The sequence below is a fragment of the Phocaeicola coprocola DSM 17136 genome (assembly GCF_000154845.1).
Lineage (GTDB): Bacteria > Bacteroidota > Bacteroidia > Bacteroidales > Bacteroidaceae > Phocaeicola > Phocaeicola coprocola.
This window is the reverse complement of record NZ_DS981478.1, coordinates 32,897-58,798: the sequence shown is the minus strand read 5'-3', so window position 1 is coordinate 58,798 and position 25,902 is coordinate 32,897. Positions and strand designations below refer to the sequence as shown.

At 42.5% G+C, this 25,902-nt stretch carries 25 protein-coding genes and 1 pseudogene; 13 read left to right on the top strand and 13 right to left on the bottom strand.

What is annotated here, in order from left to right; all coding sequences use genetic code 11:
- Together BACCOP_RS09660 and BACCOP_RS09655 are read right to left on the bottom strand one after the other, a co-directional pair.
- Positions 1-399: pseudogene (locus BACCOP_RS09660) on the bottom strand (hypothetical protein); the annotation flags it as partial.
- Between the two features lie 248 nt (positions 400-647).
- Positions 648-1,757, bottom strand: a complete 1,110-nt coding sequence (locus BACCOP_RS09655; protein ID WP_040311996.1) for a glycoside hydrolase family 26 protein — start codon at positions 1,755-1,757, stop codon at positions 648-650.
- Between the two features lie 241 nt (positions 1,758-1,998).
- Between BACCOP_RS09655 and BACCOP_RS09650 the strand changes: the two genes are divergently transcribed.
- Complete coding sequence (locus BACCOP_RS09650) at positions 1,999-3,129, top strand: chorismate transformation enzyme, FkbO/Hyg5 family (protein ID WP_148315616.1); 1,131 nt, start codon at positions 1,999-2,001, stop codon at positions 3,127-3,129.
- Between the two features lie 3 nt (positions 3,130-3,132).
- Here BACCOP_RS09650 and BACCOP_RS09645 read toward each other — a convergent pair whose 3' ends face one another.
- The 8 genes from BACCOP_RS09645 to BACCOP_RS09610 form a co-directional block, all read right to left on the bottom strand.
- Positions 3,133-4,596, bottom strand: a complete 1,464-nt coding sequence (locus BACCOP_RS09645) for a TolB family protein (RefSeq protein WP_040311995.1) — start codon at positions 4,594-4,596, stop codon at positions 3,133-3,135.
- A 3-nt stretch (positions 4,597-4,599) separates the two neighbouring features.
- Positions 4,600-6,351, bottom strand: a complete 1,752-nt coding sequence (locus BACCOP_RS09640) for a DUF6057 family protein (RefSeq protein ID WP_007568648.1) — start codon at positions 6,349-6,351, stop codon at positions 4,600-4,602.
- A 180-nt stretch (positions 6,352-6,531) separates the two neighbouring features.
- Positions 6,532-7,368 (bottom strand): YajG family lipoprotein, encoded by an 837-nt coding sequence (locus BACCOP_RS09635; RefSeq protein WP_007568647.1) that lies wholly within the window; start codon positions 7,366-7,368, stop codon positions 6,532-6,534.
- Positions 7,369-7,398: 30 nt separating this feature from the next.
- Complete coding sequence (locus BACCOP_RS09630) at positions 7,399-9,162, bottom strand: RagB/SusD family nutrient uptake outer membrane protein (RefSeq protein WP_040311998.1); 1,764 nt, start codon at positions 9,160-9,162, stop codon at positions 7,399-7,401.
- Positions 9,163-9,176: 14 nt separating this feature from the next.
- Entirely contained in the window at positions 9,177-12,425 is a 3,249-nt protein-coding gene (locus BACCOP_RS09625) for a SusC/RagA family TonB-linked outer membrane protein (RefSeq protein WP_007568644.1), read from the bottom strand.
- A 285-nt stretch (positions 12,426-12,710) separates the two neighbouring features.
- Entirely contained in the window at positions 12,711-14,018 is a 1,308-nt protein-coding gene (locus BACCOP_RS09620; RefSeq protein WP_040311994.1) for a glycoside hydrolase 5 family protein, read from the bottom strand.
- 241 nt (positions 14,019-14,259) lie between these two features.
- The gene (locus tag BACCOP_RS09615; protein ID WP_007568642.1) at positions 14,260-15,165 is read right to left on the bottom strand and encodes a glycoside hydrolase family 5 protein; all 906 of its coding nucleotides are present in this window, start codon (positions 15,163-15,165) and stop codon (positions 14,260-14,262) included.
- Between the two features lie 306 nt (positions 15,166-15,471).
- Positions 15,472-16,362 (bottom strand): AraC family transcriptional regulator, encoded by an 891-nt coding sequence (locus BACCOP_RS09610; protein ID WP_040311992.1) that lies wholly within the window; start codon positions 16,360-16,362, stop codon positions 15,472-15,474.
- Between the two features lie 415 nt (positions 16,363-16,777).
- Here BACCOP_RS09610 and BACCOP_RS09605 point away from each other — a divergent pair, with 415 nt between their 5' ends.
- The 3 genes from BACCOP_RS09605 to BACCOP_RS09595 are packed head-to-tail and all read left to right on the top strand — an operon-like array spanning position 16,778 to position 19,716.
- Positions 16,778-18,001, top strand: coding sequence for a site-specific integrase (locus tag BACCOP_RS09605; protein ID WP_007568640.1), 1,224 nt, complete (start codon positions 16,778-16,780; stop codon positions 17,999-18,001).
- A 31-nt stretch (positions 18,002-18,032) separates the two neighbouring features.
- Positions 18,033-19,322: a site-specific integrase gene (locus tag BACCOP_RS09600; RefSeq protein WP_007568639.1), complete on the top strand. Its 1,290-nt coding sequence runs from the start codon at positions 18,033-18,035 to the stop codon at positions 19,320-19,322.
- Between the two features lie 28 nt (positions 19,323-19,350).
- The gene (locus BACCOP_RS09595; RefSeq protein ID WP_007559043.1) at positions 19,351-19,716 is read left to right on the top strand and encodes a hypothetical protein; all 366 of its coding nucleotides are present in this window, start codon (positions 19,351-19,353) and stop codon (positions 19,714-19,716) included.
- A 33-nt stretch (positions 19,717-19,749) separates the two neighbouring features.
- Here the strand turns inward: BACCOP_RS09595 and BACCOP_RS09590 are convergent, their stop codons facing one another.
- Together BACCOP_RS09590 and BACCOP_RS09585 are read right to left on the bottom strand one after the other, a co-directional pair.
- Positions 19,750-20,061 (bottom strand): helix-turn-helix domain-containing protein, encoded by a 312-nt coding sequence (locus BACCOP_RS09590; RefSeq protein WP_004295430.1) that lies wholly within the window; start codon positions 20,059-20,061, stop codon positions 19,750-19,752.
- Positions 20,058-20,351, bottom strand: a complete 294-nt coding sequence (locus tag BACCOP_RS09585; protein WP_004319131.1) for a helix-turn-helix domain-containing protein — start codon at positions 20,349-20,351, stop codon at positions 20,058-20,060. The genes BACCOP_RS09590 and BACCOP_RS09585 overlap by 4 nt, the downstream gene beginning before the upstream one ends.
- Positions 20,352-20,893: 542 nt before the next feature.
- Between BACCOP_RS09585 and BACCOP_RS09580 the strand changes: the two genes are divergently transcribed.
- The 9 genes from BACCOP_RS09580 to BACCOP_RS09540 are packed head-to-tail and all read left to right on the top strand — an operon-like array spanning position 20,894 to position 25,301.
- On the top strand, positions 20,894-21,145 hold the full coding sequence (locus tag BACCOP_RS09580; protein WP_004303766.1) for a hypothetical protein: 252 nt from the start codon (positions 20,894-20,896) through the stop codon (positions 21,143-21,145).
- Positions 21,146-21,157: 12 nt separating this feature from the next.
- Complete coding sequence (locus tag BACCOP_RS09575; protein WP_007559037.1) at positions 21,158-22,150, top strand: hypothetical protein; 993 nt, start codon at positions 21,158-21,160, stop codon at positions 22,148-22,150.
- A gap of 45 nt (positions 22,151-22,195) precedes the next feature.
- Positions 22,196-22,606 (top strand): PcfK-like family protein, encoded by a 411-nt coding sequence (locus tag BACCOP_RS09570; protein ID WP_009132163.1) that lies wholly within the window; start codon positions 22,196-22,198, stop codon positions 22,604-22,606.
- A 2-nt stretch (positions 22,607-22,608) separates the two neighbouring features.
- A complete protein-coding gene (locus BACCOP_RS09565) occupies positions 22,609-23,892 on the top strand; it encodes a PcfJ domain-containing protein (RefSeq protein ID WP_040311991.1) in 1,284 nt (427 codons plus the stop codon).
- Positions 23,893-23,932: 40 nt separating this feature from the next.
- The gene (locus BACCOP_RS09560) at positions 23,933-24,259 is read left to right on the top strand and encodes a hypothetical protein (RefSeq protein ID WP_007559031.1); all 327 of its coding nucleotides are present in this window, start codon (positions 23,933-23,935) and stop codon (positions 24,257-24,259) included.
- A 40-nt stretch (positions 24,260-24,299) separates the two neighbouring features.
- A complete protein-coding gene (locus tag BACCOP_RS09555) occupies positions 24,300-24,617 on the top strand; it encodes a hypothetical protein (protein ID WP_008620152.1) in 318 nt (105 codons plus the stop codon).
- Between the two features lie 46 nt (positions 24,618-24,663).
- Positions 24,664-24,930, top strand: coding sequence for a DUF6956 domain-containing protein (locus BACCOP_RS09550; protein WP_007559026.1), 267 nt, complete (start codon positions 24,664-24,666; stop codon positions 24,928-24,930).
- Positions 24,931-24,934: 4 nt separating this feature from the next.
- Positions 24,935-25,114 carry a hypothetical protein gene (locus BACCOP_RS09545; protein WP_004319137.1) on the top strand — a complete coding sequence of 60 codons (180 nt, stop codon included), beginning with the start codon at positions 24,935-24,937 and terminating at the stop codon, positions 25,112-25,114.
- Positions 25,098-25,301 carry a hypothetical protein gene (locus tag BACCOP_RS09540; RefSeq protein ID WP_004295440.1) on the top strand — a complete coding sequence of 68 codons (204 nt, stop codon included), beginning with the start codon at positions 25,098-25,100 and terminating at the stop codon, positions 25,299-25,301. The genes BACCOP_RS09545 and BACCOP_RS09540 overlap by 17 nt, the downstream gene beginning before the upstream one ends.
- 52 nt (positions 25,302-25,353) lie before the next feature.
- Here BACCOP_RS09540 and BACCOP_RS09535 read toward each other — a convergent pair whose 3' ends face one another.
- The gene (locus BACCOP_RS09535; RefSeq protein WP_004295441.1) at positions 25,354-25,740 is read right to left on the bottom strand and encodes a hypothetical protein; all 387 of its coding nucleotides are present in this window, start codon (positions 25,738-25,740) and stop codon (positions 25,354-25,356) included.
- Positions 25,741-25,902: the final 162 nt, after the last annotated feature.

Genomic DNA, 25,902 nt, shown 5'->3' with positions numbered 1-25,902 from the left:
GTCTATAACTCCAATACCGGTTATTTCCAGTCCACGTTTGTATTCACCGGCACAACCGGACCAGAAATAGCCAATCCACGGCGTTTTGCTGCCTGATTTTGGAATGAAAGACGGATCAACGGCTATCGCCTTGCGACCACCTTTAAGGTGTTCCCTGATGATGGCTTCATTGAAGGAAAACCAGTCAAAGTCATCATTCTCAAAATTGTTCCGGTATGTCTGTTCCGAGAAACATCCATATCGTCCCATTTGAAGGAAATTGACGCGGTTAGGTATAGCCATGAACAATTTCATTGCATCCATGAATACTTTCTGAAAAGATTTGCTTATATTTACAACTGATTCGAGAGCGTTTCTGCACTCGGATTGGTATTGCATAAGAAGTGATTCTTTAGTCATAATTAAAAGTGGTGGAATACTTCTAATTTACTAATAATCAACAAATTATGCAATACTTTTTCTGTTGGTTTTCAGCTGTTTAGCATATCTTTTTCATCCCTTTTCTTACTCCTTGACGATTCATTCTTGACAGTATTTCAATGATTTCTTGAATATATTTTTGAACCGGATTATGCCGATTCTATGTTTAATTTTAATTTATCGGTAAAAATTTACCGAAGTATTGTTATAATAAGTTTTATATCAATTTACTTTATTGTTTTCATATCTCCGGCAAACAATGTCCGCGGATCATTATAGAAGTTCACAAAATCGGCAGCCGACGGATGTCCCGGATAAGGAGCATAGTAGTGATTTTCTCTTTCACGCGCATTTCTCCATACCAGCACATAACTAATTGGATATTTTTCAATTACAGGCATCAATGTTTGTGTCCACCAAAGCGAATCAGGAATTGTTTCATAGCCTGTTTCGGTTACGGCCATCAGCTTTTTATGCGCCTTGCTTACCTGTGACATAATGGTAAGTGCATTATCCAGGCTCTTCACATAAGCATCTTTATCAAACTGATATGCATCTACTCCTATCAGGTCAACAATATCATCTCCCGGATAGCGTTCCAGATATTCGGTAGAGTCTTTGGGTTCCGTACCCGGAGAATATGCATACAGCAACTGAGTAGCCCCTTTTTCTTGCAAACGGTCATAAGTCATTCTCCAAAGCGCTTTATAATCTTCAGTTGAGCACAAATTCTTTCCCCACCAGAACCAACTTCCCGTATGTTCATGCCAAGGACGGAACAGCACAGGAACCTTTACTCCTTCTGAAGTCTGAATTGAATTAAGATAATCTGCTACTTTATCCAGCCAACCTATAAACTCATCATGATTAACTCCTCCCGGCAAAACCGACTTTACCACAGTAGAGTCACTCACATCCCATGAATCCTTTCCTGTCAAAGGATTATCTACGTGCCAGCTGAAAGATGACATACCCCCACGCTCATACTGAGCAATAACTTCCTTTCTGATACGGTCGAGCGATACATTATCTAGTGTTTTATCACCGTAGATCTCCATTCTTCCCAAATCAAAAGACATCATTGCCGGATAGTCCCCGCAAACACTTTTCACATCGCTTCGGTTCTCATCTCCGTCCCAGCCGATACCATAAACCGGATCATCGTGATGTCCAAACATGAACATTTTATGCTGAGGAAGCTTCTCAAGCACATTTAGCATAGAGTATGCTTCAGGTGTTTTATCCATTTCTGATTGTTTTTTTTGCTGATTGCCGCAAGCAGTCAGACAAGTACCGATAATCATAGTTGAAACAATAGCTTTCGAGAATTTCATAATAATTAGTTTTACTATTTAACATCAGCAAAGATAGAGAAATTTTATACCACAGAATGATACAATCTTAACATATGCATATACGTTTTTTCTTTTTACTTAATACCAGACTTAATCTATACAAGAGTAATAAAAATCAAGCACCGACACACGGAATTTTCTCTTGCAAATATTCCTATACATCAAAAAAACAATATATTTTTGTATACATGAAAAACATATTAAACAAAAGAAAGGAACAAATATGATTACTAATACCTATTATTTACATGCTCCAATAGATTCTAACATATTTACAACCATCCACAATTTGCTAAAACATACCCAGCAAGACAAAATCTTAAGTCTGACATTTTTTGGAACATGTATTGATCAGACTTATCATACAATTTTACACAACATAAAACAAGCTGTATATACAATACTAAGTAAAAAAATTCTTATTACATTTATTCCAGAACAAACTATTTCTTCTCAAGAACTCTGGGTAGAGGTTTGGGAATATAATTCAGATAATACAATATCTATATCCCATGAAACGACTAACAACATTCATTATTTATATATAAAAGACCAGCAAAGCGAAATGTTATGTATCGAAGGTATTCCATCTTCGAGTCATTTCTTATCAATATCTCAACAAAGTATCGATATATTTACCAAGCTTGAATCAATACTTTACAAACATAATTTTACCATCGGAGATATAGTACGCCAATGGAATTATATCGGAAATATTACAGGGTATCATAATAATGAACAGAACTACCAAATATACAACAACTCCCGAACTCAATTCTACCAGAAGACTTCATGGCCCTACGGATATCCTGCAGCAACCGGTATAGGCGCTCAATTCAACGGACTCATCATCAGTTGTATTGCATTCAAAAGCACAAACAACAAACATAAAAGAATTTACCCATTAAACAATCCTCTGCAAATAGCCGCCCATTCTTATTCTAAAGAAGTTTTAATAGGATCATCAACAACCTCTTTAAAAGAAACGCCAAAGTTTGAGCGAGCTAAACTTATAGATTTCGCCAATAATATATTTTGTTTCATATCTGGTACCGCAGCTATCAGAGGAGAATATAGCACTCATATACAATCTCCCCAGAAACAAACAGAACTAACTTTAGACAACATAGAATATTTAATATCATTGGAAAATCTACAATATAATTCTTGCCCAGATACATCATTAAAAATATGTAACTTACGAGTATACATAAAAAATAGAAACCACTATCAGGTCATACGTAAAACTGTTGAGACCCGATTTCCCCTAATACCAGCAATATATCTTTTCACTGATATATGCAGAGAAGAGTTATTAGTAGAAATAGAAGGTATATGCCAGTTATCACAGTAATTTTTACTGATATTTTATCTTTATCCTTTCCTTCGACATCAAGCCCTTTTCAACTTCTTGCTTATCCATGCGAATAGGTTTGCTAATGAAATCAGGCACATTATATGAATATAACAATTCTGTATAATATTCTGCCGGATACTGTTGAGGAAGCATAAAAGGTTTACTAACATTTCCGTTATCATCTATAGAAGCTAAATACAAACGTGTATAAAGTCCATCATCCCGCCGGGAGCTAAAAACAAACCAATGAGAATTACTGCTCCAATTATGATAACTTTCAGTTTCCGGACTATTCACTTCAGTAATATTACGACTTTCACCGCTCTTTAAATCAAGCAGCCACAAATCAGCTTCCCGATGCCAGATAGAAAAGTTTCCATAATCGGAAAGAGTATACATAATATATTTCCCATCATAAGACGGACGAGGGAATGAAACACTTTTTCCCAAAGAGCTCGCAGATACTAAAGTATCTATTTTATTTCCAAAAGTTCCACGAGATGAGTCGAAATCAATAGAACATAAACTATATCTTACTTTTTTATAATCTTCAGGCATAGCTTGCGCTTCTGCACTACAAAAATAGAGTTTTCTTCCATCTGCAGAAAATACAGGAAACGTTTCAAATGATTCCTTTTTACTAAGCAAAGGACTAGTAAGCAAACGATGAGTTTCTGGATGATAAACCACTATATCAGAAGCATTATCCATTACTTCTATACGCTCATCATGAACTACATGAAAAGCCTGTTTTGTATCATTAACAGAATATGCAATATAATCACCTGACGGATGCCAATAAGGATACACACATGCTGAAATTGTACTATCAGTTTTTGTATCAAGAACTTCTAACCGCCCTTCTAACTGCATCAGAGTAGCTCCATGATCTCCTCGTACATGCAAACTTAAACGATCTGAATTTGTTCGATTACTAGCATGACAGTTTATACACATTCCCGGTATCAAAGTATTTTCGATCACTGCCTGTTCCTGAAAACTACCTAGCTCACGCTGATAAATACCCATCTTACTATATACCTCATAACCAGGAGCTATCAATCTATATGCCAATCCATAGTCGATAGAATAGTTGCTAACATAAAAAGGGAAAGGCTTATATTGTTTCCATTTTCCATCATATTTTGCAGATACAGTTACAATTATACTATCGCCTTTACTAGCTTTCAACAACTGTTTCCATTCCTCTATATCTATATCTACATCTGTATCATTCATGTGCAACTCCTTTCCGCCCACACCTTGCATTCTGATATCGATTCTTTCACAGTCATCTTTCATAGTAAAATTAAGAGGAGCTATACCAACCGGTACAGTTACAGCTATATAATCTGGATAAATATCAGGAAAAGTATCAACCATTTCAGGTGATTCAACTTGCTCAGCACAAGACATACACAAGCAAAGAGCAAGACATCCTATCCACTTTACAATTAATTTCATAAGCTACTTTCTGAATAATAAATAATACCAATAACTTTTTCCAAAACGATTAAGAAAAAATGCTTCATCCTTCGGAGCGCGTACATAATGAGTAGCAAACTCTGTTACTTCCTTCATTACGACAGGAGAAATACTCCAAGGCATTCCTTGAAAATTCGGATGAGATTGTGTCCAAACATATACCAATGCTTCCTGATAGGAACGTGGAATAACAGCATATCCCATATTTTTCCCTATTGGATAATATTTTAAAAATGACGCTATATCACGATTTAAAAGTGTATAGGCCAATAAATATTCAAAGGCAAGACGATTATTTTTATTATGCACTAAAAGCAATCCTAACATCATATCTTTTTCATTTTCACTGAATAAGAAATCTTCAGTATAGCGCATTTTTCGTAGCCTTCCCCACTCCGGATGAGAGTTTATTTTATCTTCTTCATAAAGATATGTTTCTGTTTCTTCAGCCCATTTTTTATAAAAAAGTGTATGTTTCAACAGATTCAGATATTTTGCAGCTACCTTATATTCTCCGTTCAACAAGTTTGTTTCTGCAAGACGACGAATACAACGTGTACTTTTATGATAAGACGGATTGGCCTCCATTGCTTCAAACACATATCGCTGACTAGTATTAATCATTCCCAAATGAAAATAAACTTCATTGACTGTAAGTGGAATCGTATAGTCCCGAACAAAATCAGGAATCAGCCCATCTGTACCATTTTGAAAGAATTGAAACATACGTTCGCCTAATTGCCCAGTTTTCCCTAAAGCCAGATTCAAACAAACGACAGACAAAGGTGTATCTGGATTATTTTGTTCTGCAGACTGGATAATCTGCTGCCATTGACATGTACTCGCCCAATAATCATAAGCCATATCACGTTCCTTTTTCATACTCGTTGCACTATAAATCCATCCAGCTCCAAGAGTCAATACAACAATACTTTGTATAGACCAATATAAGGAACGATACTTTTGATACAGAGGTAGAAAAACTACACCTCCTGCCAATAATACAACTATAACACAGGTCAAGACTCCAGAAAAAGGAATAAGTGTAGGAAAGCGATAATAACCAATTCCTGTAATCAATCTAGAAACCGGATATTGCAAATGAAGTATAGCATATCCCACACTTATCCCCCATGCTATCACCATAAGTAAACTAATAGCACTCTTATGTTTAATCGATATAGAATCAACCAACCACTCATAAGCTAAAATCAGACATAGAGTTACTATACATACTCCTCCAACACACCAATAAAGCAATGGAAATACCCCCAATACATACACATATTTTACCCATTGACGAGATAATGACATATAACCATAGGATATTCCCATAGAAAGAAGCAATGAAACTATACCTGCCAACAGACTATTTTCATCGCATAAAAATGCCCAAGCTCCCAGTGATGGAATAAACGACAAAACATACCAATCAATAGAGTTCTTTTGCATTTTCAGCATAATCCTATACATAAGCCTCTGTATTCCTCCTAGCAATAAAGCCACAATCAAAGCTCCAAGATAGGGATAGTAATAAAACTGAGTTAAAAATTCAGCTATGTATTCTCCAACCCCACCGGGATAAGATAGCTTATCGAAAAAATATGAAGGAATATACAAAAATAATAAATATTGTTCCTGATACAACAAATGAAAAGGATAGTATATTGCCCAAAACAAAAAAGCAATACCCACAAAGAGAATAGACAAAAGTGCTCTTATATTGTTCTGCATAGACATTGGATTATATTAGGTTTATTTGCATGTTCAAAGTTACACACCTTTAGCTTATAGAAATGATACTATCTTAACATTTTATAGAATTTTATCTATAATAAGAAAAGAGAGATGTAATAGGACTATCCTAAAACACCTCTCTTTTATATACATTACTTATCAATTACAGTCTTTGTATCATTCAATACGTTTATAACAGAAGAACCAACCTTCTGAAGAATTAGACAAAGTCTGAGCAGCTAAAACCAAATGATCACCATCTGCAGATATAATCTGATAAGTATAGCAACGCTGATTGCCATCATTAGGTAATACTCCTAACAAAGGAACTGTACCAGAGAAAGTCATTGTACCGACTCCCCATCCTGCAACAAGTTGTTCTTCGGTAACTTTTACACTACCTGTTTCACCACGACTTGTCTGTACTCCTGTAAGACTTAAAGAGAACCATGCTCCAATACCATCGTTAGGTAAGCCTTTGCCTTCACATTGTTCATTAATATCGGCAGCATCGGGAGCTCCCCACCAAGAAGGAGTTGTATCACTTCCCCAGCCTCCATTTCCCCAGTAACGAGTCAAAGTATCGTCCCAAGTCCATTTAGTTGTACCATATTCTCCATTTTCCAGACCAAATATCTGCTCATAAATAGCAGGCAAATCTGTATATTCACTAACAGTTATACTTTTCGTTGATGATTTTGTAATGCTACCATCTTGATTAATAGCTGTTATATACACATCTAATTCTGTTGTAGGAGGTGTTACCTGGAAAGTAGGATTTGTACCTTCAGCTAACAGTGCATCATTATCTGCAGAATATACTTTAACGTAACGTACAGGAGATAATTTTACTGTAATGTTGTTATTACCTTCACTACGAGCTACTAGTTGAAAACTATTAGTCAACTCATCAACCGTTACACTTGCTCCGGGTTGTTTATCATCAACCGAAGCATCACATGCGACCAAAAGAATTGCAAATAAAAATGGCAACGCAAATAGTATCTTTTTCATAATTATTTTCGCTTTGTTATTAGTTAATTATTACCAACCACTATATTCACTGCTTGCATCCGTCCAACCTTCATTCTGAACCAATCCACCATTAGACAAAGAAACTTCAGTTTCTGGTATCTTAAAGAAACCTGCAGTAGCATTGTATCGGGCTGCATATCCACCAGCATGTGGTGTGTTTTTAGCAGATGATCCTAAATAATAAACAGGCTGATTTGTCTGTTTTTCAAGGGCAGCAGCAGCAATGTGCCAACGACGTATATCATTCCATCTTACACCTTCAAAAGCTAACTCCCAACGGCGTTCATTCTGTAAGGCTTCCAAAGAATAAGAACCTATAGGATCCAAGCCTGCACGTTCTCGTACTCTATTAATACCCGACACATCCTCTTTTAACTCAGATTGCATCAACAGAACATCAGCAAAACGAATCAAAACTAAATCATGAATATTACCTGTTTGCATCAAGTTATCGTTCTGCCATCCGTTTTCACCATACATTAAATATTCAAAAACAGGAGTATATTGAAGAGTTCCACTTTCATCTGTATATTGTGCTGACACTGACGATTGCTTCTTTTCATAGTAATCTGTTTCTTGAACAAAATCAGCCCATCCACCATATGTGTAAGCCGGCAAATCTTTTACATTCTGAACAGAAGCTTCACGACGCATATCATCCGACTCTGCTGAACTCCAGTCGTTCACTAAATTTGGAGCAACAGGACCAGCTCCCCATCCTTGACCAAATGGGAATGTTTTCGAATAATCCTGTCCACCTCGCATACCAAAATGCAATGCATATCCATTTGCATAACCGATTGTAGTCTGCCAACTAGCAAGTTTATTAAATTTGATAGCAAACATAGACTCAGGGTTTACAGCAGCATCGTCTTCAACCCACTTTAATCCCTGTCCTTTCGTATAATTATAATCTTCTACTGTACAACGGTTGGTATAGGCCCATAAATTACGATAATCTGGGACTAATGAATATCCAGAATTATCAACACAGTCATCGATATAACCAATTACTTCATTCTTTGTCAATGTAGTACCGTCAGGCAAAGCCACTTCTGAAAGAGGATTATATGTGGTACTAGTCAGTGCAGCTAAGTCGTCACCATTACCATACATTCCGGTATAAAACAACCATGCACGTCCTAACATAGCCTCAGCCGCATATTTATCCACATGTCCATCAGTCTTACGAACAGCAGGCATTGTTGCAGCAGCATCTCGTAAATCCATCAGAATCTGTCCCCACAAAGCAGCAACTGCTGGTTGAGACGGCTCAGCCTCTTCTGTTGAAAGAACCAAAGGTACACGACCATACTGAGAAGCCAGCTCATAATAGAAGAAAGCACGCATAAATTTAGCTTCACCTACTACCTGATTTCTCTCACTTTCCTCTAGTTCCATATTTTCCACGCCTTCCAATAATGCATTGGCACGGTTGATACCCTGATAACGATCACTCCAGAACTGATGTGTCATATCTGTTTGGTAGTTCAAAAGCAAATCCATTGCTTGCATTAATTTATCATTTGTACCACCACCACCTAAATTATCATCACTTGCCAACATTGACAAATAGAAGAAAGACATTTGTGGATTAGCACAAACCAAACTTAAGTTTTGATAAATACCCGCAAGTGCCTGAGAAGCATCACTAGATGTAACAGGGAAATTTTCAGGTGTTTTCTCCACATAGTTCACAGCATCAAGAGTACACGATGTTACTCCTCCCAAACCTAGGAGCGCTGCAGCTAATATATTTATAAACTTTTTCATCGTATTATTCATAATTAAAATTTAACATTAACACCAAACATATAAGTTCTAGGCTGAGGATAGTTACCAACATCAACTCCTGTAACCCAAGGCTCATTACTATTTAAAGCCATACCATTTTCTGGATCCATACCTTTATATCCAGTAATAGTAAATAAATTCTGGGCTGTAAAGTAAACTCGTAACTGCTGAAGTGGACAAGTTTTCCAAACACGTTTCACATCATATCCTATTGTCAAATTCTGCAAACGCACATAATCTGCATCTTCTACATAAATATCTGAAATATTCTGCCAGTTTGGACCTGCATTACCCGGAGTCAAAAGTGGATAGCGATCAGATGTTCCTTCGCCATGCCAGTAATCATATACCTCTGTAGTATAATTTTCATATTGACCATCTGTAAATTTACGATAAGAGCGAGCAACCTGCTGTCCGAAAGCTCCATAAGCAGAAATTGAAAGATCAAAACCTTTATATGCAGCATTTAAATTCAATCCCATTGTAATATCTGGATGCGGATTTCCCAAATCTGTCTTATCATCTGAGTTGATAACTCCATCACCATTTACATCCACAAATTTCAAATCACCCGGTTTAATTGAAGTTCCCTGCAAAGAATTAGCAACATTCCCTCCACAATTCTGGTTCAAATAAGCCTGAACGTCATCCATATTTTGCATTACACCGTCAGTCTTATATCCATAGAAGTATCCGATTGGATGTCCTTCTTTCATACGGGCCATAAAACCAGTATTCTGAGAAAGGTTATCATTACCTCCTTCTACATAGCCAGAACCATTATTAACCTCTATAACTTCATTTTTGTTATGTGACAAATTAAAGTTTGCTCCATAAGTAAAATCATCACCAACACTATCGTTCCAACCTAAAGAGATCTCAATACCTTTATTCTCGATACTACCGGCATTTGCTGCTTTTGTTGTAAATCCATTGATAGAAGAAACCGGAACATTGATCAACAAGTCTTTTGTTTTCTTACTATACCAATCAAATGTAAAGCTCAATTTTCCGCCCAAGAAACGAGTATCAACACCAATATTGGTCTGTTCAGAAGTTTCCCAAGTCAAATCATTATTTGAAAGTCGAGTAGGATAGCCTCCTTGTGTAGCCGAATTCTTATCACTACCAAACGGATACTGACCTAAGTCACCAAATGAATAAGTTGCCAGATACCGGAAAGCTCCAATATTTTCATTACCATTCTGTCCCCAGCTTGCACGCAACTTCAAGAAATCAAGCCAGTTTGTTGTACTTTGCATAAACTGTTCGTTCGAGATAACCCAACCAGCAGAGAAAGAAGGGAAATATCCCCAGCGGTGTCCATCCGCAAAGTTAGAAGAACCATCACCACGCATAATTGCGGTAAACATATACCGTTCTTTATAATCGTAGTTGACACGACCGAAGTATGACAATATAGAGTGGTCGTCTACTGGATAGCCTCCTACTGTTGCAAGTCCTGTACGTCCTGTAAAGTTATCAAAATAAGCATGAGAAAAATCTGTGAAGACATTACCTTTAGCTATTGCCTCCAATGTTTCAGCCATATTATTACCTTCACGAGAGTACTCTGTACCAACCAATACATCAAAGTGGTGTTCTTTTGGAAGATCAAATTTATAGTTCAAGGTATTGGTAACTCCCCAGTTCCATCCTATTGTCATATTTTCAGACAATGTACTTTGGTCAGCAGCATTACCTTGATCATTTATCTTGTATTCACCAGTATATCCTTTCCATAAACTTGAATACTGTTTATAATACGCCTGTGATCTATAAGTCAAATTTTTAATTGGTTGTACTTCAAAATAAGCAACCGCATTCAAGTTGAAGTTTTTACTCTTGTTGTTTCCACTTTGAGTATTAACTATTTCAGCAACAGGATTGCTTGTATATGAGTTATAAGCAAACCAACCATCTGTACCTGAGTTCTTCAAATCATCATACATAAAGTAATCACCATTTGCATTATATACAGGTACGCACGGATTTGCACGTAGCATAGTAGATATGGCATTACTATATTGATTACCAATCTGAATACCTTGTGTCTGAGCATGCTGATAATACAGGTTCTGACCAAACTTGATCACATCTCTGTCATCTGTTTTATAAATAATGTGCTCAGAATTTAAACGAAAAGTAAAACGACGATAATCAGATTTTGCTATATTTCCTATGACACCGTCCTGATACTGATAACCAAATCCTGTAGAGAATTTTGAAAGTTCAGAACCACCTGAGATATTCAATGCATGAGAAGTAGTTATTGCATTGTCATTAATAATCTGATCCAACCAGTTTGTTCCTTCATTTGCTCCACTTTGATAATCTGCCAATAAATCAGCATCTATATATTTTGACCAGTCATAAGGATTACCTCCATTATTATAAGCTACCTGATCCTGAACAGCCATATATTCTTTAGCATTCAGCAAGTCTGGTTTTTTATATACATTCTGCCAACCGACATTTGCATCATAAGTTACAGTAACTTTTCCAGCTTTACCCTGCTTAGTAGTAACCATAATAACACCATTAGCTGCACGAGCTCCATAAATAGCACACGAAGCTGCATCTTTCAAGACGTCAATACGTTCAATATCAGCAGGGTTTAACGCATTAATATCACCTCCGGCAACACCATCAATAATATAAAGCGGATTAGTAGAACTATTAGTTCCAGCACCACGAATACTGATTTTATACCCATCACCCGGTTTACCTGAAGTAGCCTGAATATTTACACCAGGGCTTTGGTTCTGCAAAGCTCCCAATGCACTAATCGTATTTCTTTTTGCTACATCATCACCCTTTACTTCAACAGTAGCACCTGTTACGAGTTTCTTTTTCTGAACACCATAACCAACTACGACAACTTCTTCCAAAGTTTCTGTATCTTCCTTCAATACAACATTGAAAGATGTCTGTTCTCCAACAGTTACCTCTTGACTATTATAACCAATAAAAGAGATTTGTAATATAGCACCAGCAGGAACAGTTAAAGTAAAATTACCATCAATGTCAGTAATTGTACCATTCGTTGTTCCTTTTACCAAGACATTAGCACCGATCACTGGAATTCCATTAGAATCAACAATCGTACCAGAAATAGACTTTGTCTGTTGAGCAGCAATCATAGTTCCTGTTGATGCAGACAATGTCCCTGGAAAACCTGCAACCATTACTGATAAGCAAGTTCCTGCAACCAATACAGTTCTTTTTGCATGTTTGTTCATAACATCATATTTTTTAAAGTTTTCAAGTATTTTTATTACTCTATATAAAGACTTATATCATATATCTTCAATGCAAAGTTACAGAATACGCAATCTATATTCCGATATAATTTTATCATAAAATTATAACTTGTTACAATTTTATTTCTTCAATTATAAATTAGTTTTGCATAAAAAACACGAAGCAAAAATAGGCATTTACATTAGAACAAAAGGGGTAAATATGTTTTCAATCAGGGTATAGTTTGTATAAATACTACCTGATTATGATATATTTTTCAGATTTCAATTGTTACCTAATACTCTATTAGCCTGTTTTATTAAAGTGATAGTTGTACTATCCGATGCAAATACAGAATTCAGCCCCTGCTGCTCCTGAGCAGGATCGCCAGTATAATCGTCTCCAGGTTTCCAATATTCATATTCTTCAGAAGGATTAGCAAAGCCTCCCCATCCCCAGAAATTACAACCCGCAAACAAAGTGTGAGATGAAGCATTATCTAATACCAAATCGAATATATATTTATAATAAGCATCTCGTGCTTTCACTGACGACGATTTACTAAATTGAAAATTATCTCTAGGATATCCAAATTCTTCCATTACCAAAGGCTTCTGATACTTCTTTGCAACTGCAAGATGTTCGTCGATATACACTTTCGAATTCTGTTTTGCTTTTTCCAGATTCTCCTGCAAACGATCTTTCGGAGCCCATCCCCAATTGTATGGCCAGATATGAATATTCATATAATCCACATTAGCATCTGCATGAATTTTTTCGAACAAGTCCATATCCATCTCACAGCCCCATTTACCTTCGCTTCCGGTAGAAACCAGGTGATTGGGATCAAGAGATTTGATCAAGGCAGCAGCCTTACCCATCCAATTGGCAAAATTCTGTTTATATTCTGGTGAGAAAGCACGAGGTTCGTTACCTATCTGCCATGACATAATAGTCGGATCGTCTATATAACGCACATTTGTATAACGGTTGGTACGGGTTATTACATCCTTTACATAATTTGCATAAAGAGCTTGGGCACTGTCCGAGCATACAAACTGACCGGCAAAATTCATATAAGCCGCATACCCATCAACTGCCGGCTGTGGTGCTTTTCCATAACCAGCCCATTGCAGATACTGTCCATATCCTCCACTCCATTCCCATGAATTATTCAGATAAAGCACAGCCAGCATATCACGCTTTGCCATTTCAGCAAGCAGATAGTCAAGTCCTGCAAAAATAGTATCATTGTAAACTCCTGGAGCAACCTGAAGCGTAGGTTCCACTTTAGCAGCTACTCCGCGCTCGCCATCAGAACCAACCAGTATACGTAAATTATCAATGCCAATACTTTTTAATGAATCAAGCTCGCGACATAGACGCACACGGTTACCTCCTTCGCCTTCTGAGCCTAATATTGCACCATACCAAAAGTTAGTACCAATGTAATAATAAGGCTTTCCATTACGGATAAACTGTCCGTTCTCTACTCGTACAAAATTATTCTCTTTCTGATTTTTCGACATTGTGGTACACGACACAATAACCACAAGTGACATTAACAACAAAAAAAAGTTCTGCTTCCGCATATCTATTAGATTTATTTCAACAATGCAAAAGTAAGAAGAAACTATCTAGAAATATGATATAATTTTATCCAATAATTCACAACATTGCAGATAGTCTAATTACTTACATCTACTCTATGTCCTATAAATCTCCCGAATACTTTCAAATAAATAGTGCCGATAATTCAGAGAATTACCGGCACAAAAACCATTATCCTTTCAACCTTACCTAAAAAAACACTTTATCTATAAACAACATATCTTATTTTACCAATAACACTTCTTTTACAATACGCCCCCACTCCTTCAAATCCTCACTTTTCCACCCAGTATCAGGTGCTGAAGGATAAAGCATCGAGCAAGTTTCGTCTTTGTCAGCTATTGACCAGGCAGCCCAGCTGACAGCATGTTCTTTCATCCACGCCTGCCATTTATTCCATTCCTCCAAATCTATATTTCCATCTCCGCTTGCTTCCATGCCGGCACATTCGGAAACAAAAAGAGGAAGTCCTTTTTCCAACGCATAATCGGCACGCTCACGCAACGAAGTTTTATGAGTAGCAGCATAAAAATGCAGTGTATACATTATATTATGTACATTCTTTATTGGATCATCGGCGGCCAGATGTACATCCTGATCCCAATGAGGAGTACCCACCAGAATCAATGCCTCCCTATCGACGGCACGAATACAAGCAATAACGTCCTCTGAATATTTTTTCACATCAGCCCAGGTATCCTTTACCGGTTCGTTGAATATTTCATAAATAACATTGGGAACACCTTTATAGCGAGCGGTTATCTGACTAAAAAACTCTTTCGCCTCTTCTGTATGTAACCCATGGCTATGCCAGTCTATAATGACATACACATCATTGGCGATAGCAGCATCGGCAACAGCCGTCACACATTTCAACGCCTTCTCCGGATTGCTTAGATAAGCTCCTTCGGGCTCTACTCCCATAGCGGCACGAATCAGCGTACAATTCCATTGCTCTTTCAGCGTTTTCACAGCCGAAGCATTATAAAAGCGAGACCACCAGTTATGCCAGCCCATACTGACTCCTTTCAATACGACCTTTTCGCCTTTTTCGTTTACAAGAAAGGTTCCTTTTACAGACAAACGTTCCACAGCTGCACTAGCATTTACACTACCATATAAAAACATCAGGCAGCACAATACACAAACTTGCAGAATAGAAAAGACGCTTTTAATCATGTTTCGGTCCATAGCATTTCAAATTAAAAATCCATTCGATTAACACTTGCAAAAGTAGACTATCATAAAATAAAAAAGCAATACTATTTTATCTGATTGTTGCATTTCTATCACAAACCGCTTTTTATTACCTTATTTATATACGCTAACAGCGATAGTTCATCTTACCATAACATTGACAATAAAAAAGCGATGTTTCTTTTACAGACATTAGTCTTGAAAGGAAACACCGCTTTACTTACCATACTAGCTTTATCAAATAATTGTACGTTTCTTCCGATAATCATCCCTGAACTCTTTCGGAGAACAATTCTTCTTTTTCTTAAAGATACGGTTAAAGTTGGAAAGATTGTTGAAACCGCACTCATAGCAGATTTCAGCAATCGCCATCGTAGAATCTACCAGTAAACGGGTAGCATGCCCCAAACGTAAATCAATAATGTAATCTGACAGGTTCTTTCCGGTACGCAACTTGAAAAAACGGCTGAACGAAACTTCTGTCATACCTACCATATCAGCAAGCAGACCTAGTCTGATTTCCTCCTGATAATGTTTTCCAATATAATCCTGTACTTTCTGTACTCTCCGGCTATCTGAGTGCACTTCGATTTTTGCAAACGAAGAACTAGACAACGTACGTGCCTGATCTGTAAAAAGGGAAAGTTCATACAGCAAGGTCAGAAAATGCACTACTGCATAAAAACCTTTCATTTCCGGAAGCTTGTCTATCAGTGCATACACTTTCATCACCGCATCCATTGGAAAACATAAGCCGTATTGCGCCTTGTCGAGCATCTTTCGAATCATATCAAACTGATTGGCATCTATCAGTCCACTCAAAAAAGCGGGTACAAACTGAATGGTTATTTCCCGGATATTTGATGACGAACAGGTATTTTGCTCCCAAACGTGTTCCAGGTCCGGACTTGTTATCAGCACTAAATCGTAATCGCCTATAACCTCTGCCGAATCACCCACCACACGGCGCACTCCAGGCGCATGTTCTACAAAATTCAATTCAAACTCTTTATGCGAATGCATCGGATAGGTAAACTCTTTCTTATGCCGGTCGGCTATATAAAAACAGTCCTTGTCCGAAAGTGGAGTTATTTCGCGTATAAAATTTTCATTTACCAGTTTTTCCATAGCATTTGTTTTCATTATCACAAATATACATAAGAACTCGCAAAAAAACGGCAAAATTTGGATAAATAAAGTAAGTGTTTGGTATTGAGGAGAGTTAAGCCAAATTCTTCTATACCTTTCCAAATCGCTAAAATGCAGGATAATGAAAGGTTAAGAGAAAGATTTGCTACTTATCCGTTACCTTTTTTAGCCCCGGATAATCCGGCAAAATAACGCTTGACCACCTGCGGTTTTACCGTTCACCATGCAAAGAACCCTATATTTTGCCCGTAAAGATAACCGTTTTTTTCCGTTTTTCATGGAAATACAGGTTATGTTACCGGCATCCGGGGTTTTATTCTTTGTTCCGCTATAATTTTCATAACTGTAAATAGCTATATATCAAGTAATTTTGCAACATAAAAAAAATAGAGTTATGAAACAGACGGATGTAACGGTTACGTTCTACCTCAAAAAGAGCGAAATGAATGACGAGGGACATTGCCCGGTCATGGCGAAACTTGTTGTCGGCAAATTTTCAGAAGCGGCTTTTAGTGCGAAAATGTCCGTACCCGCTGCACTGTGGGCATCCGGACGTGCCACGGGTAAAAGTAACGCCGCGCGGGAAATCAACCGGCAACTGGACGATTTGCGAGCTTCAGCCATTTCCATTTATGCCGAACTGTCAGCCACCCGTGAGAATGTAACGGCTGAAGAAATAAGGAATCTGTTGTTGGGGACAGCTTTCGGGCAGGAAACCCTGTTGGGTTATTTCCGGACGTTCATCGAACATTTCGAAAAACGTGTCGGCGTGAACCGGGAAAAGGGAACAGCGCAATCTTACCGCTATGCTTGTAACTGTGTGGCCGCTTTCATCCAGGAGAAATACAAGTTGTCGGATGTTCCTTTCACGGCCCTGAACCGTTCATTCATCGACAACTATGACCTCTACCTACGCACGGAGCGCCGCTTTGCCCTGGGAACTATCGTGTTGCTTGTCACACGGTTGAACACGATTGTCGGGGAAGCCATCGCGGAAGGGATTATCACTGCCGACCCGTTCGCGGGTTATGAAGCCGAACATCCCGAGCGGGAACAGAAATACCTTACCGCCGTGGAGTTACAACGGCTGATGACCACACCCCTGCACGACCCGAAACTCTACCATATCCGCGACCTGTTCCTCTTCTCCTGCTACACGGGTATCCCTTACGGGGACATGTGCCGCCTGACGACGGAGGATCTGGAAGTGGCCGAGGACGGTGAGGTATGGATCAAGACCGCCCGCAAGAAGACGAAAATCGACTATGAAGTGCCGTTGCTCGACATACCGTTGCTCATCCTCGACAAGTACCGGGATATGGCCCCGGAAGGAAAACTGCTGCCGATGTACAGCAACAACGAACTCAACCGGACACTGAAACGTATTGCCGCCATTTGCGGAATTGAACGGAAGCTCGTCTTTCACTGCGGACGCCATACCTACGCCACCGAGATCACGCTTTCGCATGGTGTCCCGCTTGAAACCGTCAGTAAAATGCTGGGGCATAGCCGCATTTCCACGACGCAGATTTACGCCAAAGTGACCGATGACAAGATCGACATGGATACCCGGTCTTTAGAGGAAAAGATTGCCGGCCGCTTCTCCGTAGCTATTTAATCTATCATTGACAATCAAATTCACAACGATTATGGAAACGAATAATAAAGAGATAAAACGCCGCAGCACGTTCTCCCTGCTGTTCTACATCAACCGCACGAAAGTCCGCAAGGACGGAACATGTAAATTGTTATGCAAGGTAAGCATCGACGCCAAGTCGGCCCCGATCAATATCAACGCGTTTGTCGATCCATCGCTTTGGAATCCGGAAACCAAAAGGGCGAACGGACGAAGCGAGAACGCCCGAACGGTAAACCAGGCAATAGAGAAACTGACCGAAAAAATCACCGGACATTACCGTCATATTCGTAAAAGCCTCGGTTTCGTGACGGCCGAGCTGGTCAAAAACGCCGTGGAAGGAATCGGGCAGAAACCGTTCACCCTCCTTGCCTTGTTCCGCGAGCATAACGAGGAGTTCCGCAAGCGTGTCGGCGTGGATCGCAAGGAAGAAACTTATGAAAGTTACGAGAACTCCTATAATATTTTAGCCTCCTTCGTGAAAAAAAGGAAGGAAAAGGAGGATGTAGCGTTGCGGAGCCTTGACCGGGAGTTCTACGATGATTTTGAAATATTCCTGCGTACAGATCGTGAAATGAAACCCAAGACAGTACACGAGCATCTTTACCGGTTGAAAAAAATGACCAAGCGGGCTGTCAGTCAGGGTACACTCCGGCGCGACCCTTACGGGAAGCTGCACCCGGAACTGCCCCGGCGCAAGAGCCGCCATTTGAAACTCGAAGACCTCAAAAAACTGATGGAAACTCCCGTCGGTAAACCCAACCTCCAGCGGGTGCGGGACTGGTTTCTCTTCGCTACCTTCACGGGGTTGTCCTACGCCGACCTGAAACGCTTGTCCGAAAAAGACATCACGCAGTCGGACGACGGAACGTACTGGATACACATCCGGCGCCAGAAGACCGAAACGCCCTCGGCCATCCGCCTGCTGAACGTGCCGTTGCAGATCATCGAGAAATACCGCCACGAGCGTAAAAGCGACAGGATTTTCAACCTCTATTGCCGGGGGTATCTCATCAAGCTCACCAGAGAACTGGGACGGACATACGGCTTCGACATGACCTTTCACAAGGCGAGGCACAATTTCGGGACACATATCACGCTCTCGCTGGGTGTGCCTATCGAAACTGTCAGCCGCATGATGGGACACAAGAGCATTTCCACCACGCAGATTTACGCCAAAGTGACCGACCGCAAGGTGGACGAGGACATGAAACGTCTGAAAGAACAGACCAAAGGCCGGAAAATAAATCTCTACGAGGAGGACGAACCGGAAACGGCAGATATTATAACGGTAAACGGTTGAACAGTATAACAAAAATTGATAAATTTGTATGACTATGACGACAAGAGAACCTATCAGCATTGAAAACGGGCGGGTGGAAATCCACACGCCGGAGAACCGTGTATGGCTCACGCGCCACCAGATTGCCGACCTGTTCGGAGTCTTCGTTCCTGCCGTGGGGAGCAACATCCGCTCCATACTCAAAAGCGGCATACTCCGTGAGGAGCGGGTTTACCGCCGGGAGCGCAACCGTGACGGCGGTATTGTCGAGCTGTATTCGCTCGAAATGATCGCCGCGCTGGCTTTCCGCTTAAAATCCGGGAATGCCGAAGCCTTCCGACGGTGGCTTGTCCGAAGGGCCACGACGACCGCCGTCGTCTGGCAGCTCCCCGGCATGAACACGATATTGAACTGAAAAAGAAGAACGGCCGTGATGGCCGTTCTTCTTTTATACCCATTCCTGTCCCCCGATACATTTCTTCCGGGAATCTTCCAGAAATTTCTGTATCTCGGATTCCATGTATAGTACCTTGCCCTGAATCAAATAATAGGGAATGATCCGCGCCGTGCGGTATTCCTGCAATGTACGCCTGCTGATTTTCAGCAGCCGGGACAATTCCTCGTCGGTGACGAACCGCTCTCCCTTGAGTGTCCGGCCTCCGGAGGATTCCAGTTTATCCAGTGCCTTGCCGGCCTTTTCCAAACGCCGGAAGAGATCCGCCACACGCGGATCGTGCTTGTCGATGAAATAATGGCTCATAACGCGGCGGTATTAGGATAGTGCGACGATTGCAGCAGTTTCCCGACATCTTCCGGTTTGTAGAAGATTTTGTGACGGATGCGGCTGAAAGGCAGCAACCCTTTCTCCCGGTAGGTTTGCAGGGTACGTTTCGATATCCCCAGCACGTCACAGACATCCTGGTTGTCCAGCCATTTTTTCAAACTCACGTCCTCCTGCCTGCGGCATAACGCCTCGGCTTTTCTTTCAATGGCTTCCACGTGCCCTGCCAGCGCGTCGAAAGCCTTCACGTCCATACTTATTATTTCCATGTTCTGTTTCATTTTTTGTTTCCCGGATGCCCAAAAGTACACAAATGAACAGTATCTTGTTATCAGCCAGTGGCATATGGACGTATCCGTCTTCAAAGTGGCAGCGAGTGGCGCCACGTCCGGCGGAAACGATCCTCCGCCGATACGGGATCGGCACGCTCCGATACGCCAATCGCCCGTGAAAGGAAATGTTCGCGGGCGATTTATCATTCCATGCAGGGTGAGCCGTGAACCGACTTTCGCGAGCGTTCACGGCATATCGTTTTCTCCCCGTTTCTCTCCCATAACCTTTTCCTCTCTTTTTTTCATGCCGCGGAGCGCGGTATGGAAATCTGTTGTCAGTAGCAAAGGTAGTTACGGGGCTCACGCTGCTGCAAGATCGGGCCGCGGGGCGGTTTGCCGCAAAATCTTCCTCTTTCCCTGCGGGCGAGCGTATTTTCCGACAAAATCTTGCAGCAGCTATCCCCGACACCTTTTGATGCTACCGAAACAGATTCCATCCATACCGGCTCCGCTACGGCATAAAAAAAAAGTCAAAGGTTATGAGAAACGAAGAGAAAAATAAATGGAAACAGAAATCCTCCAACCTTCCACTTGGCATAAAGGCAAAGGTCGGGTTGGCGGTAAAGGTCGGGGCGGTGGCTTTGGGCTTCCACGTGTGGGGTATCGACTTTATTTGGGTCGTTTTGGGCTTCACGTTCTGTTATGACATCCTGCGGGGCATTTTCTCCTGCCTTGTTTCTCTCGTGGCTCTAACCGGCTTTTTCTATTTCCTATTCACTCACATCTTCTAAATTATTACAGGTATGACAAAGTACATTTCATTATTCGGAGCGACTACCACGGACACACGGGTGCAGGTAGTCAAGGAAAACCAGGTAATCATCGGTATCGGTGCGGGTGCGAGCAGAAAGCGTTACGTCGTTTACAAGGTGGAACACACCGCCCGTGGCTACGTGTACCACATGGTCGATACCGAAACAAAGGAAATCAGCCAAACGGACATTCTGCGACCCCTCTCGCAAACATTCGGTATCGGCAGGTACTACGACGACGTGAACCCCGAGTTCATGGACGCTTTCGAGGTGGCTTTGCTCGTGGGGCAGGCGGAAGAGCAAGCCACGGCGCAGGCCATCGCCGCCGCCAAAGAGAAAGCCGAGCATGACCGCATAGCGGAAATAGGAGCGCAGAGGTTACGCCGCATCATGCCCGAAGGGGTGCAGGGCGTAATCATCGCCGAACTCAACGAAACGGAATACACTGACCCCTCTTACGAGTGTTCGACCACCCGAAGCGTGCGTACCGTCATTCTCGGCTTTTCGGCCACCTCCCGCAACGGCTTCGGGGAGTTGAGAAAGGCGGCGGCCAATTTCCCGCAAACGGCGCACCTCTCCGAATACGACCCCAAGAACGAACACCGCTATCCCGTTTTCACGCTCGGCAAAAGTCCGAAATACGGGTGGAGTGTCTGCAAACTGACCCACTACACACGTGAAGGGTACATCGACAGGCTGGCATATATCGCAGGAAACGAGGAGAATATATGTCTGCCCGAGCCGAAAGACGAAAAACGGGCGGAACGCACTGAAACGAGCGTGCAAGGCGGGTTTATCATCGTGGACTATTCCGAGAAGGCGATAGCCGTATTCGGGGACACCAAGCCCGTCAAGGACGCCCTTCACGCACTCGGGGGACGCTTCAACGCACGGCTGACGCATGACGGGCAGAAGAGAGCGGGATGGATTTTCCAAAAGACCAAAGAGGACGAGGTGCGGCGGCTTCTCGGAAAGGACGAATAAATGTTGAACACGGGGCGGCTCGCCGCCCCACAATACCAAAAAATCATGGCACAAGGAACAGATTATTTCAAACTGACGATACAGAACTATCTCGACGCACGGGCACGGGAGGACGAACTTTTCGCACCCCGATACGCCAACCCGAAAAAGAACATTGACGATTGCTGCACTTTCATCATCAACCAAGTACGGCAGAGCGGTTGCAACGGGTTTGCCGACGAGGAAATATACTCTATGGCACTCCACTATTACGACGAGGAGGACATCGACATCGGCAAACCCGTCAGTTGCAAGGTAGTGGTCAATCACACCGTTGAACTGACCGAGGAGGAAAAAGCCGAGGCACGGCGGAACGCCATACGGAAGGCCGAGAGCGAAGCCTACGCCAAGTTGGCGAAAGCCAAGTCCAAACCCAAGAAAATCGAAGATAACAAACTAATGCCCAGTCTATTTTAGTTATGAAACCGAGAACAAAATTCCAACAGAGCGTTGTGGCGGCAAGCAAACACCTGCCGCCGCTTACCCCCGCACAAATCGAATGGGGGTACAAGAACTGCATCGAGCATATCGGACGCCGCACGCCGAAAGGACTTATCACCTGCACCGAGTGCGGCCACACGTGGCAGAGCGAAAACGGAGAACTCACGGACAATCTGTTAGGGTGCGAGTGTCCGCACTGCCACACCACGCTGAAAGTGGAAACCACCCTGCGCCGCAAGTTCAACGATTACGAGTATTTGTGCATCGTAACCCGCTGCAAGGGTTTTCAAGTCCTGCGCTTCGTCTATATCGAGTGTTGGGCGAAAGTGGGACAGACACCCGTTTACACCCATATCGAAGCCGTACAGCGGTGGATTGCCCCCGACGGACGCTCCGCAACCTTCGCACGGCTGCGCCCGATGGGCTTCTTCGTTCACGGGTGGAGTTGGTCGAGCGCATTGGAACTGCGGGCGGAGAACGACGGGAAATACAACATCACGCCCACACGCATCTATCCCCGGCAACGGCTTATCCCCGAACTGCGCCGAAGCGGTTACGGCAAACAACTCCCCGATGTAACCCCTTTCGACCTTATCCACCTGCTGCTCTCGGAGAACAAGGCCGAAACGCTGCTTAAAGCGGGACAAACGGCACTCGTGCGATTTTTCGCCCGTTCCTCCCGCAATATCGCCGACTATTGGCCGGCCATCCGTATCGCCATCCGTAACGGGTACGCTATCGGGAAACCGACGGAATGGTGCGACTACATCGACCTGCTGCGATTTTTCGGGAAAGACCTGCATAACGCCCATTTCGTGTGTCCCGCAGACCTGCCCGCAGCGCATGACCTCTACATGGCTAAAAAACGGCGGCACATGCAAATGGAACGGCGGCAGGAGGAACGGCGCAAGGCGTTGGAACAGGAAGCCTCGTTTGTCAAAGCCAAAGGACGGTTTTTCGGAGTGGAGTTTTCCGACGGGGAAATCTGCATCAAGGTATTGGACAGCGTTGAAGCCATACGGCAGGAGGGCGAGGCCATGCACCATTGCGTGTTTACCAACGAATACTATCTGAAAGCCGACTCGCTCATACTCTCGGCCACAATCGACGGCAAACGTATCGAAACGATAGAGGTGTCCCTAAAACGCATGGAGGTCGTGCAGAGCCGTGGCGTGTGTAACAAGAATACCCCATACCACGGGCAAATACTGAAACTGATGAAGGGGAACATGTCCCTTATACGGAAACGAATGACAGCATAAAAATCGGGGCGGCGAAAGCCGCCCGCAAAAACAAAATAGAATGAACCAAATAGCATATAAATTCGTGTCGTGGGACGTTCCCGCACTCGAAAGCCTTGCAGGCTCAAAAGCGTACATATTACGCAAACGGCTCAATGATGGGGGAACGCTCACCCGTGAGGAGAAAGACTGGATTACCCGTGAGGTAAACCATAACACCTATTTCAAGGACTCCATTCTGCTTTTAGGGTATCGTTTCAACTTTGTCGATGTACTGAAAACATTCGTGGTAAAGCAGTACGGGCATTACACGGAATATAAGGGCGTGGACAAGACGAGCATACGCTCCATGTTGTACGGCAGAGTGGAAAGGATTGTCGAATTATAAAATCGGGGCGGCGAAAGCCGCCCTACAAAAAAACATAACAATGAAAATCATCTATAAAAGCTACATGGCACGCCCGCTCAAACCCTTCGGGGAGTGGGATTGGGAAGTTCGGGAAGCAGTCAAGACGGCCCTTGCACTCGTCGAGGGGAAAAACGGGTTCAAAACCCATTCCGAGATATGGAGAAGGTGCAACCTCGTCATTACCGTGGGACACAACATCTACACCACGAGTATCGAGATACGACCACCCGAGCAGGACGTGATACGCCGCAGGAGCAACTGGCATAACGGCTACGCCTACTACTGCAACGGCGTGTTCTGGGCGAACATGAGCAGGGTTAAAGTGGAACTTGTCTGATTAAAAAATTTCGGGGCGGCAAAAGCCGCCCGTAAAAAGCGAGAATATGAAAACGAATGAAGTAAACAAGGAAATCTCCTATGAAACGCTGCTCGTAACCTTCGGCGAGGGTATCGGGCGGCTCGACACCATGTTCGACGACCCGCAGGTGTGGGGCGTTGCCACGCTGAAGCAGTGGATCGACGGGTATGAAACTACGCGCTTCACCGAAATCGACGACCGAACGGCGGTTATCACATCCGAATACAACATGGACAGCATAAAGGAATGGCTGCAAAAGAACACACCGATTATCAACCTGGAAAAACGATAAAATCATGCGCAAGTACAAATTATTCATCGGCTACCGGCTGCTGGGAGAGTTTTCCGGTATATGGGAAGCCAAAAATTTCGCCGCTGAAAGCGGCATGAGCGGAATTTTCTCGCTCGTGGGAGAAAATTACCGGGACAGTTGGTACGAACCCAAAAAACAAGAAAAGAATGGAAACAAAGATTAAAGACATCACGGGAGCGGAAATAACCGTTACCGACTTAAAAGAGGCGGTACGCCAATGCCGGGAGTGCCTCGCAAGTCCCTACCTGATGCCCTCGGGGCATACCGTGGGGGAAAACCATGCCTACATGTTGCGGCAACTGCTCGCCCTGCAAAGGCGGAAACGGGAACACGGCAGGCAACGGCCGTGAAAATACGACGCGAAAAAAATCGGACGACAACCGTCCGATTTTTTGTTTCCCGTCAATCGACCGCCGTATGGTCGCCCAGCTTCCCGTGCAGTTCACGCCCGATATGTCCGGCAATGCCACGGGGAGAAATTTCAGAGATTGAACCCCACCCGCCATGCGTGTATATGCACGTCTTGAGCGGTTCGGTACGGGAAAGGTAGAACAGATAGCCGTTGCGGAGCAGGATGCCCACGAACACCGAGCCGACCTCGATGTCGGCGATCTCGTCAAAACGTATCTTCCCGTCATTGTATAATACTGCCGTGCCATCCGCATCGGGAATGACGAACAGATCGTCTTCCATGACAATCCCGTGCAACTCGATTAGCGACCCCAGGCATTCACTCGCCGATACCCGGTCGTAATCACCCTTTACCTCATTTGTCGATTTCGTTTCCATATCGCTTTTCTTTAGGTTCAGACAAATACCATACGAAAAAGGCGTGAGAATACGTTAAATACCGGCATTGAGGTACAGCCAAGCACCCATCCACTCGATAGATAATTTCTCCCCACGCCGCTATCGCATACGCTTGACGCATATAGACACGACGATGAAGAA